This is a genomic window from Ruegeria sp. AG1 (assembly GCF_056541705.1).
Map to the genome: position 1 here is coordinate 61295 of NZ_JBQFYU010000003.1, position 15042 is coordinate 76336.

A 15042-nucleotide genomic window follows, 5' to 3' on the forward strand; every position below is an offset into this window, starting at 1 on the left:
AAGGACAGTGGATATGACGGCCAACCCAAACGACAGAGCCTCTATGATGAAACTTACGCAGGATCCTCATTCGATCCGGTCCGGTGACCGGGAAAAGGTTCTGGAAGTGGCCATCGGTCGCGAGGTTCGGGCCTTTCGCAAGCAACAGAACACAACGGTCGCTGAGCTTGCGCAGGTGACCGGCCTGTCGATCGGGATGTTGTCCAAGATCGAAAACGGCAACACGTCGCCTTCGCTGACCACGCTGCAACTGCTGGCCGACGCGTTCTCGGTTCCGCTGACCAGCTTTTTTCGCCGTTTTGAAGAGCGTCGCGACGCTGTCCACACCAAGGCCGGTGAAGGCGTCGAGCTAGAGCGCGAAGGCACGCGGGCGCATCACCAATACAACCTTCTTGGCCATCTCGGCGCCAATGGCTCTGGCGTGATTGTTGAGCCTTATCTGATCACTCTGACCGCGGAATCGGATGTTTTCCCAACCTTCCAGCATGGCGGGATTGAAACGATCTATATGCTGGAAGGTGAGGTGGACTATCGCCATGGTGATCAGGTTTATCCGTTGAAACCCGGTGATACTCTGTTCTTCGACGCGGATGCGCCACATGGACCTGAAAGATTGGTCAGCCTGCCAGCGCGGTACCTGTCGGTGATCAGTTACCCTCAGACAAGCTGATCCGCCTTTTATCAGAGTGCTGATGATCAATCGGCTAGGCCTACAGCTTTATTGGCCGGGCTCTCTTGCCGTGGCTTGTAAGTGAGCGCTTAGAAATTGGGCAAAAATTGCCTGTTAGGAAAAAACATTTCCTCTAGTTATTGAGGGTCCGGAGTTTTGTTGCTAGCGTACACGCGTAACGAAACACGCAAGGAGAGCTGTCTGCCATGTGCGGAATTGTCGGACTATTCCTTAAGGATCAGTCACTGTCGCCCAAGCTGGGTGAGATGCTGACGGATATGCTGATCACCATGACCGATCGTGGCCCTGACAGCGCTGGTATCGCGATTTATGGCGATCCATCTCAGGGCACTACAAAAGTCACCGTTCAGTCTGCAAACCCCGAACAGGATTTTGCCAGTCTGGCGGATGAGCTGGGTCAACGGCTGAACACGTCCGTGACCCAGACGATCAACGACACCCATGCAGTGCTGGATATCCCGGGCGATCAGTTCGAGGCCGCGCGTGCTGCGCTGGCCGAAATCCGCCCCTCGGTCCGGATCATGAGCCGCGGAGAAAGCCTTGAGATCTACAAGGAGGTCGGTCTGCCCAAAGATGTTGCCGCTCGTTTTGAGTTGAGCGGCATGACCGGAACGCATGGGATCGGCCACACGCGAATGGCCACTGAATCAGCGGTGACCACGATGGGTGCGCACCCGTTCAACACCGGGGATGATCAGTGTCTGGTGCACAACGGATCGCTGTCCAATCATAACTCATTGCGGCGCAAGCTGCGCCGTGAGGGCGTGCATATCCAGACCGAGAACGACACCGAGGTGGGCGCCGCTTACCTAACGTGGAAAATGATGAATGGCGCGTCTCTGGGCGAGGCGCTGGAAAGCAGTCTTGAGGATCTGGATGGGTTCTTTACCTTTGTCGTTGGCACCAAGGACGGGTTCGGCGTGGTCCGCGACCCGATAGCCTGCAAACCGGCCGTCATGGCGGAAACCGATCAATATGTGGCTTTCGGCAGTGAATACCGCGCCCTGGTGAACCTGCCCGGCATCGAAGAAGCCCGCGTGTGGGAGCCGGAGCCGGCGACGGTCTACTTCTGGTCCCACACAAACACTCCTAACAAAAAGGCCGCCTGACATGCAGACCTACGATCTTGAGGCCGACGGCCTGCGCGGGCTGAACGCGTCCTTGCAGGAGCAAAGCAAAGAGACCAACCAGACCAGCTGGCAGGTGGTGAACCCCAAGGGTAGCCACGCCATCGCGGTCGGGCTGGATGCACCGATCGAGGTGACGGTGAAAGGCTCGACCGGCTATTACTGCGCGGGCATGAACCAGCAGGCGACCGTGCGGGTCGAGGGCTCGGTCGGGCCGGGCGTGGCCGAGAATATGATGTCGGGTCAGGTCATAGTCGATGGCGATGCCAGCCAGTACGCTGGGGCCACAGGCCATGGTGGATTGCTGGTGATCAAGGGTAATGCCAGCTCGCGCTGTGGGATTTCGATGAAGGGGATCGACATCGTGGTGCATGGCAATATTGGCCATATGTCGGCCTTCATGGCGCAGGCGGGCAATCTGGTGGTTTGCGGCGATGCGGGCGACGCGCTGGGGGATTCCCTCTACGAGGCGCGGCTGTTCGTGCGCGGCTCAGTCAAGAGCCTTGGCGCGGACTGTGTCGAGAAAGAGATGCGCCCCGAACATCTCGAGATCCTGAAGGATCTGCTGGACCGTGCAGGCAGCGACGCCAAACCGGAAGAGTTCAAACGCTATGGCTCGGCACGTCAGCTGTATAACTTCGACGTCGATAACTCGGCCGCTTACTAAGGATGAAGGGTATGAAAGATATGGACGATCAGACCCCGCGCACCGTTCCGATCCAGTCGGCGACCTTTTCCAACCCGATCAACGCCGAGATACGCCGCGCGGCGGCCACCGGCATCTATGACATCCGGGGGGGTGGGGCCAAACGCAAGGTACCGCATTTCGATGACCTGCTGTTTCTGGGGGCCTCCGTCTCACGCTATCCGCTGGAGGGCTACCGCGAACGCTGTGATACCTCGGTGACGCTGGGCACGCGTTTTGCCAAGAACCCTATCCAGCTGGATATCCCGATCACCATCGCAGGGATGAGCTTTGGTGCGCTCTCCGGCCCCGCGAAAGAGGCCTTGGGCCGCGGCGCATCAGCGGCGGGTACTTCGACCACGACTGGCGATGGCGGCATGACGCCTGAAGAACGCGGTCATTCCAGCAAACTGGTCTATCAGTATCTGCCCTCGCGCTATGGCATGAACCCCAACGACCTGCGCAAGGCTGACGCGATCGAGATCGTGGTGGGGCAGGGGGCCAAACCCGGCGGAGGCGGCATGCTTCTGGGTCAGAAGATCAGCGACCGCGTGGCCGATATGCGGACCTTGCCCAAAGGGATCGACCAGCGCTCGGCCTGTCGCCACCCGGATTGGACCGGGCCGGATGATCTTGAGATCAAAATCCTCGAACTGCGTGAGATCACCAACTGGCAGGTGCCGATCTATGTCAAGGTCGGCGCAACACGGCCCTATTATGACACCGCACTGGCGGTGAAAGCCGGGGCGGATGTTGTCGTCATGGACGGCATGCAGGGCGGTACGGCGGCCACGCAGGATGTGTTCATCGAACATGTGGGTATTCCAACGCTGGCCTGTATCCGACCCGCAGTGCAGGCGCTGCAGGATTTGGGGGTGCATCGCGAGGTGCAGCTTGTGATCTCGGGCGGTATCCGCACCGGGGCAGACGTGGCCAAGGCGATGGCGCTTGGCGCGGATGCGGTGGCGATAGGCACGGCGGCTCTAATTGCCCTTGGCGACAACGACCCGAAATGGGAAGCCGAGTATCAGAAGCTGGGCACCACAACCGGGGCCTATGACGACTGGCATGAAGGGAAGGACCCCGCGGGCATCACCACTCAGGACCCCGAGCTTGCCGCGCGTCTTGACCCGGTTGATGCCGGGCGACGGCTGCGCAACTACCTGAAGGTCATGACGCTTGAGGCGCAGACCATCGCGCGGGCCTGCGGTCACAATCACTTGCACAATCTGGAACCCGAGGACTTGTGTGCCCTGACTATGGAGGCGGCTGCGATGGCAAAAGTGCCCCTTGCAGGCACCGACTGGTATCCGGGCAAGGCCGGGTTCTGATCTGACATTCGAAAGGCGCGGTCCCACGGGGCTGCGTCTTTCTTCTATTGGGATTGATAAACAGGGAAAGGAAGGCCGACCATGACGACAGATCTGGCAGCTTTCGCCAAAGAAAAAGGCGTCAAATATTTCATGATTTCGTTCACCGACCTGTTCGGTGGACAGCGGGCCAAACTGGTTCCCGCACAAGCCATTGCCGACATGCAGAAAGAGGGCGCCGGTTTTGCCGGGTTCGCCACTTGGCTGGATATGACCCCCGCGCATCCCGACATGCTGGCGGTGCCGGACCCGTCCTCGGTGATTCAACTGCCATGGAAGCCCGAAGTCGCTTGGGTTGCCGGTAATTGCGTGATGGAGGGGCAGGATGTGGCCCAAGCCCCACGCAACGTGCTACGCCGTCTGATCGACGAGGCCGCCGAGATGGGCCTGAATGTAAAAACCGGCATCGAAGCCGAGTTCTTCCTGCTGACCCCCGATGGCGAACAGATCAGCGACCCGTTCGATACTGCCGAAAAGCCCTGTTATGATCAGCAGGCCGTGATGCGCCGCTATGACGTGGTGCGCGAGATCTGCGACTACATGTTGGACCTTGGCTGGGGCCCGTATCAGAACGACCACGAGGACGCCAATGGCCAGTTCGAGATGAATTGGGAATTCGATGATGTTCTGAGAACCGCCGACAAGCATTCCTTCTTCAAGTTCATGACCAAATCCGTGGCCGAGAAGCATGGGCTGCGCGCCACTTTTATGCCCAAGCCGGTCGAAGGGCTGACGGGCAATGGCTGCCACGCCCATATCTCGGTTTGGGACGCGCCGGGCGCGGATGCGAAGACCAACGTGTTTGCGGGCGACGGCGACGGCCCTACCGGAGAGGTTGGGCTAGGCGAGCAGGGCAAATACTTTCTCGGCGGCATCATGAAACACGCCAGCGCGTTGGCGGCGATCACCAACCCGACGGTGAACAGCTACAAGCGCATCAACGCCCCGCGCACCATGTCAGGCGCCACATGGGCGCCCAACACAGTGACATGGACCGGCAACAACCGCACTCATATGGTGCGCGTCCCCGGCCCGGGGCGGTTCGAACTGCGCCTGCCCGATGGGGCGGCGAATCCGTATCTGCTGCAGGCGGTGATCATCGCCGCCGGTCTGTCGGGCATCCGCAGCAAGGCTGATCCGGGACCGCGCTACGACATCGACATGTACGCCGAAGGCCACACTGTCACTGACGCGCCCAAACTGCCGCTGAACATGCTGGATGGGTTGCGCGAATACGACAAGGATGCCGAGTTGAAAGAGATGATGGGGCAGGAGTTCTCTGGCGCTTTCCTGAAGATGAAGCATCAGGAGTGGAACTCGTTCGTGTCCCACTTCTCGAACTGGGAAAAACAGCATACTCTTGATATCTGAGAGCAAAAAAGAGGCCGCAGCAAAAGCAGCGGCCTCGGTCTTTTTGGCCACGCCTTTAGCGCGCAGGACCACGCGCCAAAACTGCTTATTTGTGTGGAGAAATTGGCGACCTTGCAGGACCCAGAACAGGTCCTGCGCCTAGGGTTCAACGCCCTGCAAGATCGGGACCGAATGCTTTTCGAGCAATCCTGACAGTTCCGGGCGGCATGAGCCGCAGTTTGTACCCGCCTGCAAGAGCCTGCCGATTTCATCGACATCACGTATGTTCTGGGTGCCGATGGCCCGGATGATCGTATTGAGTCCGACCCCGAAACAGGAGCAGACGATCGGCCCGCCATCCTCGACACCATTTGCAGACCGCCCGGACAGGAGATGATGAGGCGCAGCATCGGGTAGGGTTGCAAGATATTCCCGCATCAGGGTCACAGGTTCCCGAGAGACATAGAGAACGGCAAGAACGCGCGGACCGTCTGACAGGGCGATCCTGAAAGACCCTCGCTTGGGGTCTTCGACAGATGTGGACAGGGCGTCAGGTAGTTGGAACCAGTCTCGGGCCGATTTCTCCCAGTCCGAGGGCATTTCATAGCCCGCCAGCTCTGTTCTGTAGCCGCTTTCGGTTTTCGCCGTTGCCCGATACTCTGCCGACGGTGACGGAGGTGTCGCGGAGACTGCAAAACCGTACCAACCCGCCTTCATGGGGTGCAGGGACACTGCGGCGGCTTTGCTTTCGGGTTGGCCTGATACCGGGTCAGTAACGCCGGGTATCAATGCATCGACACGGGCCGAGGGGGCTGTTTCACCCGTCCAATGGATCGGCGCGAACACCTGCCCGGGTGCGACGGTTTCGGTTGCCTTTAGCCGGAAGATACATGCGCCCACCGCGCTTTTGACTTCGACCAAGCTGTCGGGGTCTAGCCCGAGACGAGCCGCATCTTCGGGGTGAACCTCGATGAAAGGCTCAGACAGGTGCGACGACAGGCGCGGTGACAGGCCAGATCGGGTCATGGTGTGCCATTGGTCCCGTGTACGCCCGGTGTTCAGAAGGAACGGGTAGCGGTCCGAGGCCTTCGCCTCGGGCGGTCTGTGGCTGACCGGGATCAGGCGGGCTTTGCCGTCAGGGTGGAAGAACTGCCCGTCGCCAAAGAACCTCCCTCCGGTGCCGTCAGGCGTCACCGGCCAGCGGGTTGGCTGAAGTTCAGCATAGTCCTCGTCCGACAGGTCCGAATATCCGGAAATATCGAAATCGCGCCCAAAGGGTTTGGCAACGGATGACAGGGCAGCGTATTCGCGGAAAATCTGCGCAGGCGAGGTATAATCGAACGCCTCTTGCCATCCCATACGGCGGCCCACCTCGGCGAGGATATCCCAATCGGCCCGCGCATTGCCCGGAGGGGTCAGGACGGCGCGCTGACGGCTGATCGTGCGGTCCGAGTTGGTGACGGTGCCGCTTTTCTCGGCCCATCCAGCTGCGGGCAACACCACATCTGCGACGCGGGCTGTGTCTGTGTGTTCGGTCAGATCGCTGACAACCGTGAAGGAACAGGCTTTGATGGCAGCCTGCACCCGGTTGGCCTCGGGCATGGTGACGGCGGGGTTGGTATGGATCACCCAGAGGGCCTTGATCTGCCCCTTTTCGATCTCTCGAAACAGGTCGACGGCTTTCAGCCCCGGTTTCGTGGGCATGGTTGGGGCAGCCCAGAACTGCTGAGCGGCCGCGCGGTGGTTTTCGTTTTCAATATCCAGATGACAGGCGAGCATATTGGCGAGCCCACCGACCTCTCTCCCGCCCATGGCGTTCGGCTGCCCGGTGACGGAAAACGGCCCCATGCCGGGTCGACCGATCCGGCCCGCGGCCAGATGACAATTCAGGATCGCGTTGACCTTGTCCGTCCCTCTGGAGGACTGATTGACACCCTGGCTGAAGATAGTGACCACGCGCTCGGTTCCGATCCACATGTTACAGAAGGTGTCGAGGTCTTTCTTGTCCAGACCAGTCGCCGCCGGGTTGTCCTTTTGCGCGGCAGCCAATGCGTCGGTGAACCCTGTCGTATGGCTCAGAAAACCCGCGTCGACCTGTCCGGTTTCGTGAATGCGGCCAAGCAGATGGTTGAACACGGCCACGTCGCTGCCTGGTGCCAGAGGCAGGTGCAGGTCGGCCTGATCGCAACTTGCCGTTCTGCGCGGGTCGATCACTACGATCCGGGTCCCGCGTGCCTGACGTGCCGCCATGAGCCGTTGATAGAGAACCGGATGGCACCACGCGAGGTTTGAGCCGACCAAAACGACCAGATCGGCCTGATCCAGATCATCATAGGTTCCGGGCACGGTATCTGTTCCAAAAGCGCGTTTGTGCCCGGCCACGGTGGATGCCATGCAGAGCCGCGAATTGGTGTCGATATTCGCCGATCCGATGAACCCCTTCATCAGCTTGTTGGCGACATAGTAGTCCTCGGTCAGCAATTGCCCCGAGACGTAGAAGGCAACACTGTCCGGCCCGTGCGCCTTGATCGCAGCCGAGAACCGATCCGCGACGAGTTGAAGGGCGTCATCCCAGCCGACATCCTGACCAAACGCGCGCGGTTTTCGCAGCCGGTGGTCGAGGCCGACGGTCTCACCCAAAGCCAAGCCCTTGGAACAGAGCCGACCATAATTGGCCGGGTGGTCCGGGTCGCCGCGTACAGCCAGCCCTCCAGCCCCGTCGGGGCGCAGCAGGACGCCACAGCCGACCCCGCAATAAGCGCAGGTCGAGCGGACCTCGGGCAGGCCAGTGCCGTCCATCAGGCGGCGCTCCGGTGAGAGACTGTGCTGGCATCCAACAAGATACGCCCGCCTTCAAGACGCACCGGATAAGTATCGATCTGACCCTCGTCAGCGCCCTGCGCCTGACCCGTGTTCAGGTCGAAGACCCAGTTGTGCAGAGGGCAGGTGACCGATTGCCCATGCACGATGCCTTCGGACAGCGGCCCGCCTTTGTGGGGGCAGCTGTTGGTGGCGGCGAAGACCTCGGCTTCGGCGGTGCGGAAGACCGCGATACAGCCGATATGCGTTTTCACCAAACGCGCGCCACGCAGGGGGATGTCGTCGATATGTCCGATGTCGATCCAGCTCATTCAGCGGCCTCCAGTGTGAAATCTGCGATCGGCGCATAGGTCTGCGCCTTGTCCTTGACGTGTTCCGCCCACGGGTCTTTGCGGTAGATGCTTTGCGACAGTTCAAACCGGGCGACCAAAGCAACGCGGTTTTCAAGGTCCTCCACGACCTGAGCTTTGACCCAATCCATGCCCACTTTGCCCAGCCATTTATACAAACGGTCCAGATACTTGCCGCCTTCGCGATAGGCCTGAGTGACGGCCATCACGACCTCAATCGCCTCGTCTTCGGTGGGAACCTGACAGAGCAGTTCGGTCGCTTTGACGTCCATACCTGCGGCCCCGCCGATGCTGATCTGGTACCCTGAGTCCACGCAAACAACGCCGATATCCTTGCACGTCGCCTCGGCGCAGTTGCGCGGGCACCCCGACACCGCCAGTTTCAGCTTGTGCGGGGTCCACGACCCCCACAGGATTTTCTCAAGCTTGATGCCGAGACCCGTGCTGTCTTGTGTGCCGAACCGGCAATGGTCGGTGCCAACGCAGGTTTTGACCGTCCGCAACCCTTTGGAATAGGCATGCCCCGAGACCAGACCGGCCTTGTTCAGATCCGACCAGATGGCTGGTAGGTCCTCTCCTTTCACGCCGAGAAGGTCGATACGCTGACCGCCTGTAACCTTCACCGTCGGTACATCGTATTTGTCGGCTGCATCGGCGATGGCGCGCAATTCATCGGGGGTGGTGATGCCTCCCCACATACGCGGGACAACGCTGAAAGTGCCGTCTTTCTGGATGTTTGCGTGCTTGCGTTCGTTGACGAAGCGGCTTTGTGGGTCGTCTTGGTATTCCAGCGGCCAGTCGGCCAGCAGGTAATAATTGATGGCCGGACGGCAGACGTGGCAGCCATTGGGTGTTGTCCAGCCTAGCTCCTGCCAGACTGCGGCTTGGCTTTTCAACTCCTGCCCTTTGATCAGTCGGCGCACATCCTCGTGGGTCAGGTCGGTGCAGCCGCAGATCGCTTGCGCCGTTGGCATTTGGAACTCATCACCCAGAGTGACCTGCAAAACTTGCTCAACCAGCCCCGTGCATGTCCCGCACGAGGCGCTGGCCTTGGTGCTTGCACGCACGGCACCCAGATCGCTGGCGCCTGCGTTGATCGCCTCGACAATGTCACCTTTGCATACGCCGTTGCAGCCGCAAATCTCCGCCTCAGGCGGCAATGCTGCAACGGCTGAAAGAGGGTCCGCAGTGTCGCCCCCCTGATAGGCCGGGCCAAAAATCAGCGTCTCGCGCATGTCTTCGATGCTGGTGCCGTCCTTGATCAATCCGAAGAACCAGTTGCCATCGGCAGTGTCGCCATACATGACCGCGCCGACCAGGCGGTCCTCTTCGATGACCAGCCGCTTGTAGACCCCGCGCGAGGGGTCGCGGAACACGATATCCTCACGCCCTGAAGCGTCCGCGAAATCACCCGCGCTAAAAAGATCGCAACCGGTGACTTTCAACTTGGTCGAGAGGGTTTTCTGAACAAACTCAGCCTCTTCGCCCAACAGAGCCTGCGCGGCCACTTTCGCCTGATCGTAAAGCGGCGCGACAAGGCCAAAGACCGCCCCGTCATGTTCGACGCATTCGCCCACGGCGTAGACATCCGGGTCCGAGGTCAGCATCTGGTCGTCCACATGGATACCGCGCCCTGTGGCCAGACCAGCCTCTTGCGCCAGAGCCGTATTGGGGCGGATCCCCACGGCCATTACCAGCAGGTCACAAGGCAATTCGGTCCCGTCGTCCAGAAGCAGCGCGCGGACTTTGCCATCTTGCCCGAGGATTGCCTTGGAGTTCGCCTGCAGACAAATCTTGATGTCTTTGTCTTCCAGCGATTTCTTCAGCAGATAGCCTGCGGCTTCGTCCAGTTGCCGCTCCATCAGGTGGCCCATGATGTGCACGACGGTCACGTCGACCCCATGTGCGGCCATACCCGCAGCGGCTTCAAGCCCCAGCAGGCCGCCGCCGATGACGACAACCTTATTGCCCGAACCCATGCCCATCATCCGCTGGGTATCTTCCAGATCGCGATAGGCGATCACACCTTCCAGATCATGACCGGGCAGAGGGATGATGAATGGATTTGACCCCGTCGCAACAATCAGCTTGTCGTAGGGCACATGTCCGTTGACGCCCTCGACCACCTTTATCTCACGGTCGATCTTGGCAACCTGCTCGCCAAAGCGGCAGGAGATGCCGCGTTGGGCATACCAAGCGTCGTCATGGGTGACGATCTCTTCATAGGTTTTCTCGCCCGAAAGGACCGGGCTGAGCATGATGCGGTTGTAGTTCCCGCGCGGCTCGGCGTTGAACAGGGTGATGTCGAACGCATCCGGCGCGGCGTCGGTCAGGTGCTCCAGCACCCGGCCCGAGGCCATCCCTGCGCCAATGACAACAAGTCTTTGCTTCATAGTTTCACTCCGCTGCAATCGCCTTGGGGGCGGGTGTTTTAGGCTTGGCGCCGTGTTCGTATTCTTCGAGGAAATCGAGGACCTCCTGCCGGTAGACGTAGTAATCCGGGTGCTCGAGCAGCGCTTTGCGCGTTCGCGGACGCGGCAGGTCGACCTTGGTGATCTTGCCGATTGTGGCCTGCGGGCCGTTGGTCATCATCACGACACGGTCGGCCAACAGGATTGCCTCGTCCACGTCGTGGGTGACGCAGATCGCGGTCACTTTGGTGCGGGACCAGACCTCCATCAGGACCTCCTGCAATTCCCAGCGTGTGAGGCTGTCGAGCATCCCAAACGGTTCATCCAGCAACAGCAGCTTGGGAGACAGGGCAAAGGCGCGGGCGATGCCGACGCGTTGCTTCATACCGTTCGAGAGATCCGAGGCAGATTTGTCCATCGCGTCAGCCAGTCCGACGCGTTCCAGATAGTACTCTACCACGTCCTGCCGTTCGGCCATGCTGGCCTTGGGGTAGACCTTGTCGACGCCAATCGCGACATTCTCTTTGGCGCTGAGCCAGGGGAACAGGTTGGGCGATTGGAACACCACTGCGCGTTCTGGGTCAGCCCCTTCGACGTGACGGCCATCCAACTTGATCGCGCCTTTCGAGATGTCGTTCAGCCCCGCAGCCATAGTCAAAACCGTGGACTTGCCGCAGCCGGAATGGCCGATCAGAGAGATGAACTCACCCTTGTCGATCTTCAGGTCGAAATCCTCGACCACGGTCAGGGGGCCTTTTGGCGTCGGATATACTTTGTGCAGCTGCGAGAAGTCGAGGAAACGGTTCTCGATCATCCCCTTTTGCGCCTCGGCCACTGCTGTTGGAACGCCGTGGATTGGGGTGACATCCGGCAGGATACGAGAGCCTTCGACCTTGGCTTCGATCCCCACATCCATCAGGTACTTGGTGACGTCGGCGCGGAGGCGTTTGAAGGTCTCATCGTTGTTCATCGCACCCCGATCGCGTGGGCGGGGGATCGACACGCGGAATTCCTGCCCCAAAGTCCCATCAGGGTTCAGAGCAATGATCCGGTCGGCCAGAATGATAGCCTCATCCACATCATTGGTTATGAGGACACAGGTCTTTTTGTCGGCTTCCCAGATATGTTCGATCTCATCGGCCAGATTGGCGCGGGTGAGAGCGTCGAGCGCCGATAAAGGCTCATCCAGCAGCAGAACTTCGGGGTTCATCGACAAGGCACGCGCCACGTTGACCCGCTGGCGCATCCCGCCGGACAACTCAGCCGGGCGTCGCGATGCGGCGTGGCTGAGGCCTACCATCTTCACATAATGCGCGACCTTCTCGGCTTTCTCGGCCTTGCTGAGGCCGGGAAAGACCGTTTCCACCGCCAGCCCCACATTGCCGCTGACCGTCAGCCAGGGCATCAGAGAGTAGTTCTGGAAAATCACGCCACGCTCAGGACCCGGCCCCTTGATCGGGGTACCTTTGAACGTAACCTCACCCTTGGTTGGCGTATCCAGACCGGCCATCAGGTTGATCAGGGTCGTCTTGCCGGTGCCCGAGAAGCCGAGGATCACCAGAAACTCACCCTCTTGCACGTCCAGATCGATGCCTTTCAGCACATCGGTGCGTGCGGTGCCTTCACCGAAGGATTTCGAGGCGTTCTTGAAGCTCAGAATGCTCATCTCGATCACCGGTTATTTGTGAAAGTAAACAAGGATTGCAGCGCATACATCACCCGGTCCAGCAGGAAACCGATGATGCCGATGGTGAAGACCGCAACCATGATCTTGGCGAGCGAGCTGGACGAGCCGTTCTGGAACTCATCCCAGACGAACTTGCCCAAACCGGGGTTCTGCGCCAGCATCTCAGCCGCGATCAAGACCATCCAGCCAACACCAAGCGAGAGGCGCAGACCGGTGAAGATCAGAGGCAGGGCAGAGGGCAACACTAGTTTTGTGATCTTGGTATAAGTGTTCATTTTCAAGACTTTAGAGACGTTCACTAAGTCCTTGTCGATGGAGGCGACACCCAGCGATGTATTGATCAGCGTGGGCCACAGCGAACACAAGGTGACGGTGATGGCCGAGATCAGGAAGGATTTTGCGAACCAGCCGTCATTGGTGACATAAACGGCCGAGACGATCATGGTGACGATAGGCAGCCAAGCCAGCGGAGACACCGGTTTGAAGATCTGGATCAGCGGGTTCAGCGCGGCATTGGCTGTCGGGGACAGACCAGCGGCAATGCCAAGCGGCACGGCGACCACTGTGGCGATCAGAAAGCCGAAAAACACCGTTTTGATCGAGGTCCAGATTTGCTGGTAGTACGAAGGTGCCCCGGTAAAGGCGACTTCCTTCACCTTCTCGGGCTGACCGGCATCAATGAACTTCTGGTTGCGCTTTTCGACCATTGCTTCGAATTTGGCGCGCTTGGCGGCCTTGGCCTGTGCGTCTTCGTTCAGGCTGACCATCTCACTCCAGACCTGCGCAGGTCCGGGCACCGCACCAAGCGAGGTCTGCACCTTGGGGGCCAGCGTGGCCCAGAGCAGCAGAAAGGCACAGATCGACAAAAGAGGAACGATCAGCAACCGCCAAATCTCGGTCATCTGGGCGCGTGGGTTGTCTCCGGCGGCAGCCTTCAGGACGGGCGTGGCCCAACTGAGGCCCAACACTTGGAACCACTTGTCGGCTGCGTTGATGCGGGTGAAAAGGCGGGCGCGACGTTCCTCGCGGGCGGCGTCTGCGTTGAATTCGGGGTCGACCGTTGTCATCTGATGTGTCCTTGCAATGGCGGGGCACTTTGGGGCCGCGCCCGACGAGGGCCGGGCGCGGCGTTTGGGGTACTAGCCTTGTACGTCGGAGCCGACGATCTTCTGCTCGCCCTTCAGACCGATGGAGAGGCTTTCGAGATAGGCGTTGGGGGTGCGGCCGTCATAGGCGATACCGTCGATGATATCCTCGGCCGGAGTCGGTGCTTTGTAACCGTCGCTGTCCCACGGGAAATCAGCCTCGTTCGCCAGCCCTTCGTCAACCAGCAAGCGCGCGGCCTCAAGGTAGATCTCGGGCTTGTAGACCGACTTGGCGACTTCGTCATACCAGCTGTCGGGCTTGGCCTCGGCGATCTGACCCCAGCGGCGCATCTGCGTCAGGTACCAAACCGCGTCTGAGTAGAACGGGTAGGTCGCATTGTAGCGGAAGAACACGTTGAAATCGGGAACATCGCGCTTGTCGCCTTTTTCATATTCGAACGTGCCGGTCATCGAGTTGGCGATGACGTCATAGTCCGCGCCAACATATTCCGGACGGCTCAGGATCTCGACCGCCTCGGGGCGGTTGGCGTTGTCGTTCTCATCCAGCCACTGCGCCGCGCGGATCAGCGCTTTGGTCACCGCCAGAGTGGTGTTTGGATACTCTTCGGCAAATTCGGCTGTGATGCCGAAGACCTTTTCAGGGTTGTTCTTCCAAAGCTCATAGTCGGTGATGACCGGAACACCGATGCCCTTGAACACGGCCTGCTGGTTCCAAGGCTCGCCCACGCAATAGCCGTAGATCGTACCGGCCTCCAACGTGGCGGGCATTTGCGGCGGAGGGGTCACGGACAGGAAGACATCCGCACCGATTTGACCAGTCACGTTTTCGGGGCTGTAATACCCCGGATGCAGACCACCAGCGGCTAGCCAGTAGCGCAGCTCATAGTTGTGGGTCGAAACTGGGAAGACCATGCCCATGTTGAACGGCTTGCCTTCGGACTTGTATTTCTCAACGACCGGTGCCAAGGCCTCAGCACTGATCGGGTGCTGCGGGCGACCGTCATCCATCTTTGGGATATTGGGCTTCATTTCTTCCCAAATCTCGTTCGAGACGGTGATGCCATTGCCGTTCAGGTCCATCGAGAAAGGCGTGATGATATGGGCTTCGGTCCCGTATCCGATGGTCGCCGCCAAAGGCTGGCCTGCCAGCATATGCGCGCCGTCAAGTTGCCCGCCGATCACGCCGTCCAGCAGCACTTTCCAGTTGGCTTGCGCTTCCAGCGTCACGAACAGACCCTCTTCCAGGAAGTAGCCCTGTTCATAGGCGACGGCCAACGGGGCCATATCCGTCAGCTTGATAAAGCCAAAGGTTAGCTCGTCTTTTTCCAGTTCCAATTCTGCCAATGCCGGAGAGACAAGCGCGGTAGACGCAACAAGGCCCAGAAGTAGCTTTTTCATCTCGATCCCTTTCGGTTCAGCCCAATCGCTTTGGGCAAACAAAAAAG

General features: G+C 59.8%; 11 protein-coding genes. 5 read left to right on the top strand and 6 right to left on the bottom strand.

Annotated elements, in window-relative coordinates; translation table 11 throughout:
- The first annotated feature begins 43 nt into the window (after positions 1-43).
- The 5 genes from ACR0B5_RS04960 (at position 44) to glnT (ending at position 5244) form a co-directional block, all read left to right on the top strand.
- Positions 44-670 carry a helix-turn-helix domain-containing protein gene (locus ACR0B5_RS04960; protein ID WP_480538844.1) on the top strand — a complete coding sequence of 209 codons (627 nt, stop codon included), beginning with the start codon at positions 44-46 and terminating at the stop codon, positions 668-670.
- Positions 671-876: 206 nt separating this feature from the next.
- Positions 877-1800: a class II glutamine amidotransferase gene (locus ACR0B5_RS04965; protein ID WP_480538846.1), complete on the top strand. Its 924-nt coding sequence runs from the start codon at positions 877-879 to the stop codon at positions 1798-1800.
- Between the two features lies 1 nt (position 1801).
- Positions 1802-2485: a protein GlxC gene (locus tag ACR0B5_RS04970; protein WP_480538848.1), complete on the top strand. Its 684-nt coding sequence runs from the start codon at positions 1802-1804 to the stop codon at positions 2483-2485.
- Positions 2486-2505: 20 nt separating this feature from the next.
- Entirely contained in the window at positions 2506-3834 is a 1329-nt protein-coding gene (locus ACR0B5_RS04975; RefSeq protein WP_480539301.1) for an FMN-binding glutamate synthase family protein, read from the top strand.
- Positions 3835-3915: 81 nt separating this feature from the next.
- Entirely contained in the window at positions 3916-5244 is a 1329-nt protein-coding gene (gene glnT / locus ACR0B5_RS04980; RefSeq protein ID WP_480538850.1) for a type III glutamate--ammonia ligase, read from the top strand.
- Positions 5245-5382: 138 nt separating this feature from the next.
- Here glnT and ACR0B5_RS04985 read toward each other — a convergent pair whose 3' ends face one another.
- The 6 genes from ACR0B5_RS04985 to ACR0B5_RS05010 all read right to left on the bottom strand — a co-directional run bounded on the left by ACR0B5_RS04985 (position 5383) and on the right by ACR0B5_RS05010 (position 14995).
- On the bottom strand, positions 5383-8022 hold the full coding sequence (locus ACR0B5_RS04985) for a molybdopterin-dependent oxidoreductase (RefSeq protein WP_480538852.1): 2640 nt from the start codon (positions 8020-8022) through the stop codon (positions 5383-5385).
- Positions 8022-8354, bottom strand: coding sequence for a nitrite reductase small subunit NirD (nirD, locus tag ACR0B5_RS04990; protein WP_480538854.1), 333 nt, complete (start codon positions 8352-8354; stop codon positions 8022-8024). Before nirD ends, ACR0B5_RS04985 begins: the two co-directional genes overlap by 1 nt.
- Positions 8351-10786, bottom strand: a complete 2436-nt coding sequence (gene nirB, locus ACR0B5_RS04995; RefSeq protein WP_480538856.1) for a nitrite reductase large subunit NirB — start codon at positions 10784-10786, stop codon at positions 8351-8353. The genes nirD and nirB overlap by 4 nt, the downstream gene beginning before the upstream one ends.
- Before the next feature lie 4 nt (positions 10787-10790).
- A complete protein-coding gene (locus ACR0B5_RS05000) occupies positions 10791-12470 on the bottom strand; it encodes an ABC transporter ATP-binding protein (RefSeq protein WP_480538858.1) in 1680 nt (559 codons plus the stop codon).
- 5 nt (positions 12471-12475) lie between these two features.
- On the bottom strand, positions 12476-13558 hold the full coding sequence (locus tag ACR0B5_RS05005) for an ABC transporter permease (RefSeq protein ID WP_170378572.1): 1083 nt from the start codon (positions 13556-13558) through the stop codon (positions 12476-12478).
- A gap of 72 nt (positions 13559-13630) precedes the next feature.
- Complete coding sequence (locus ACR0B5_RS05010) at positions 13631-14995, bottom strand: CmpA/NrtA family ABC transporter substrate-binding protein (RefSeq protein ID WP_170666695.1); 1365 nt, start codon at positions 14993-14995, stop codon at positions 13631-13633.
- Between the last annotated feature and the right edge of the window lie 47 nt (positions 14996-15042).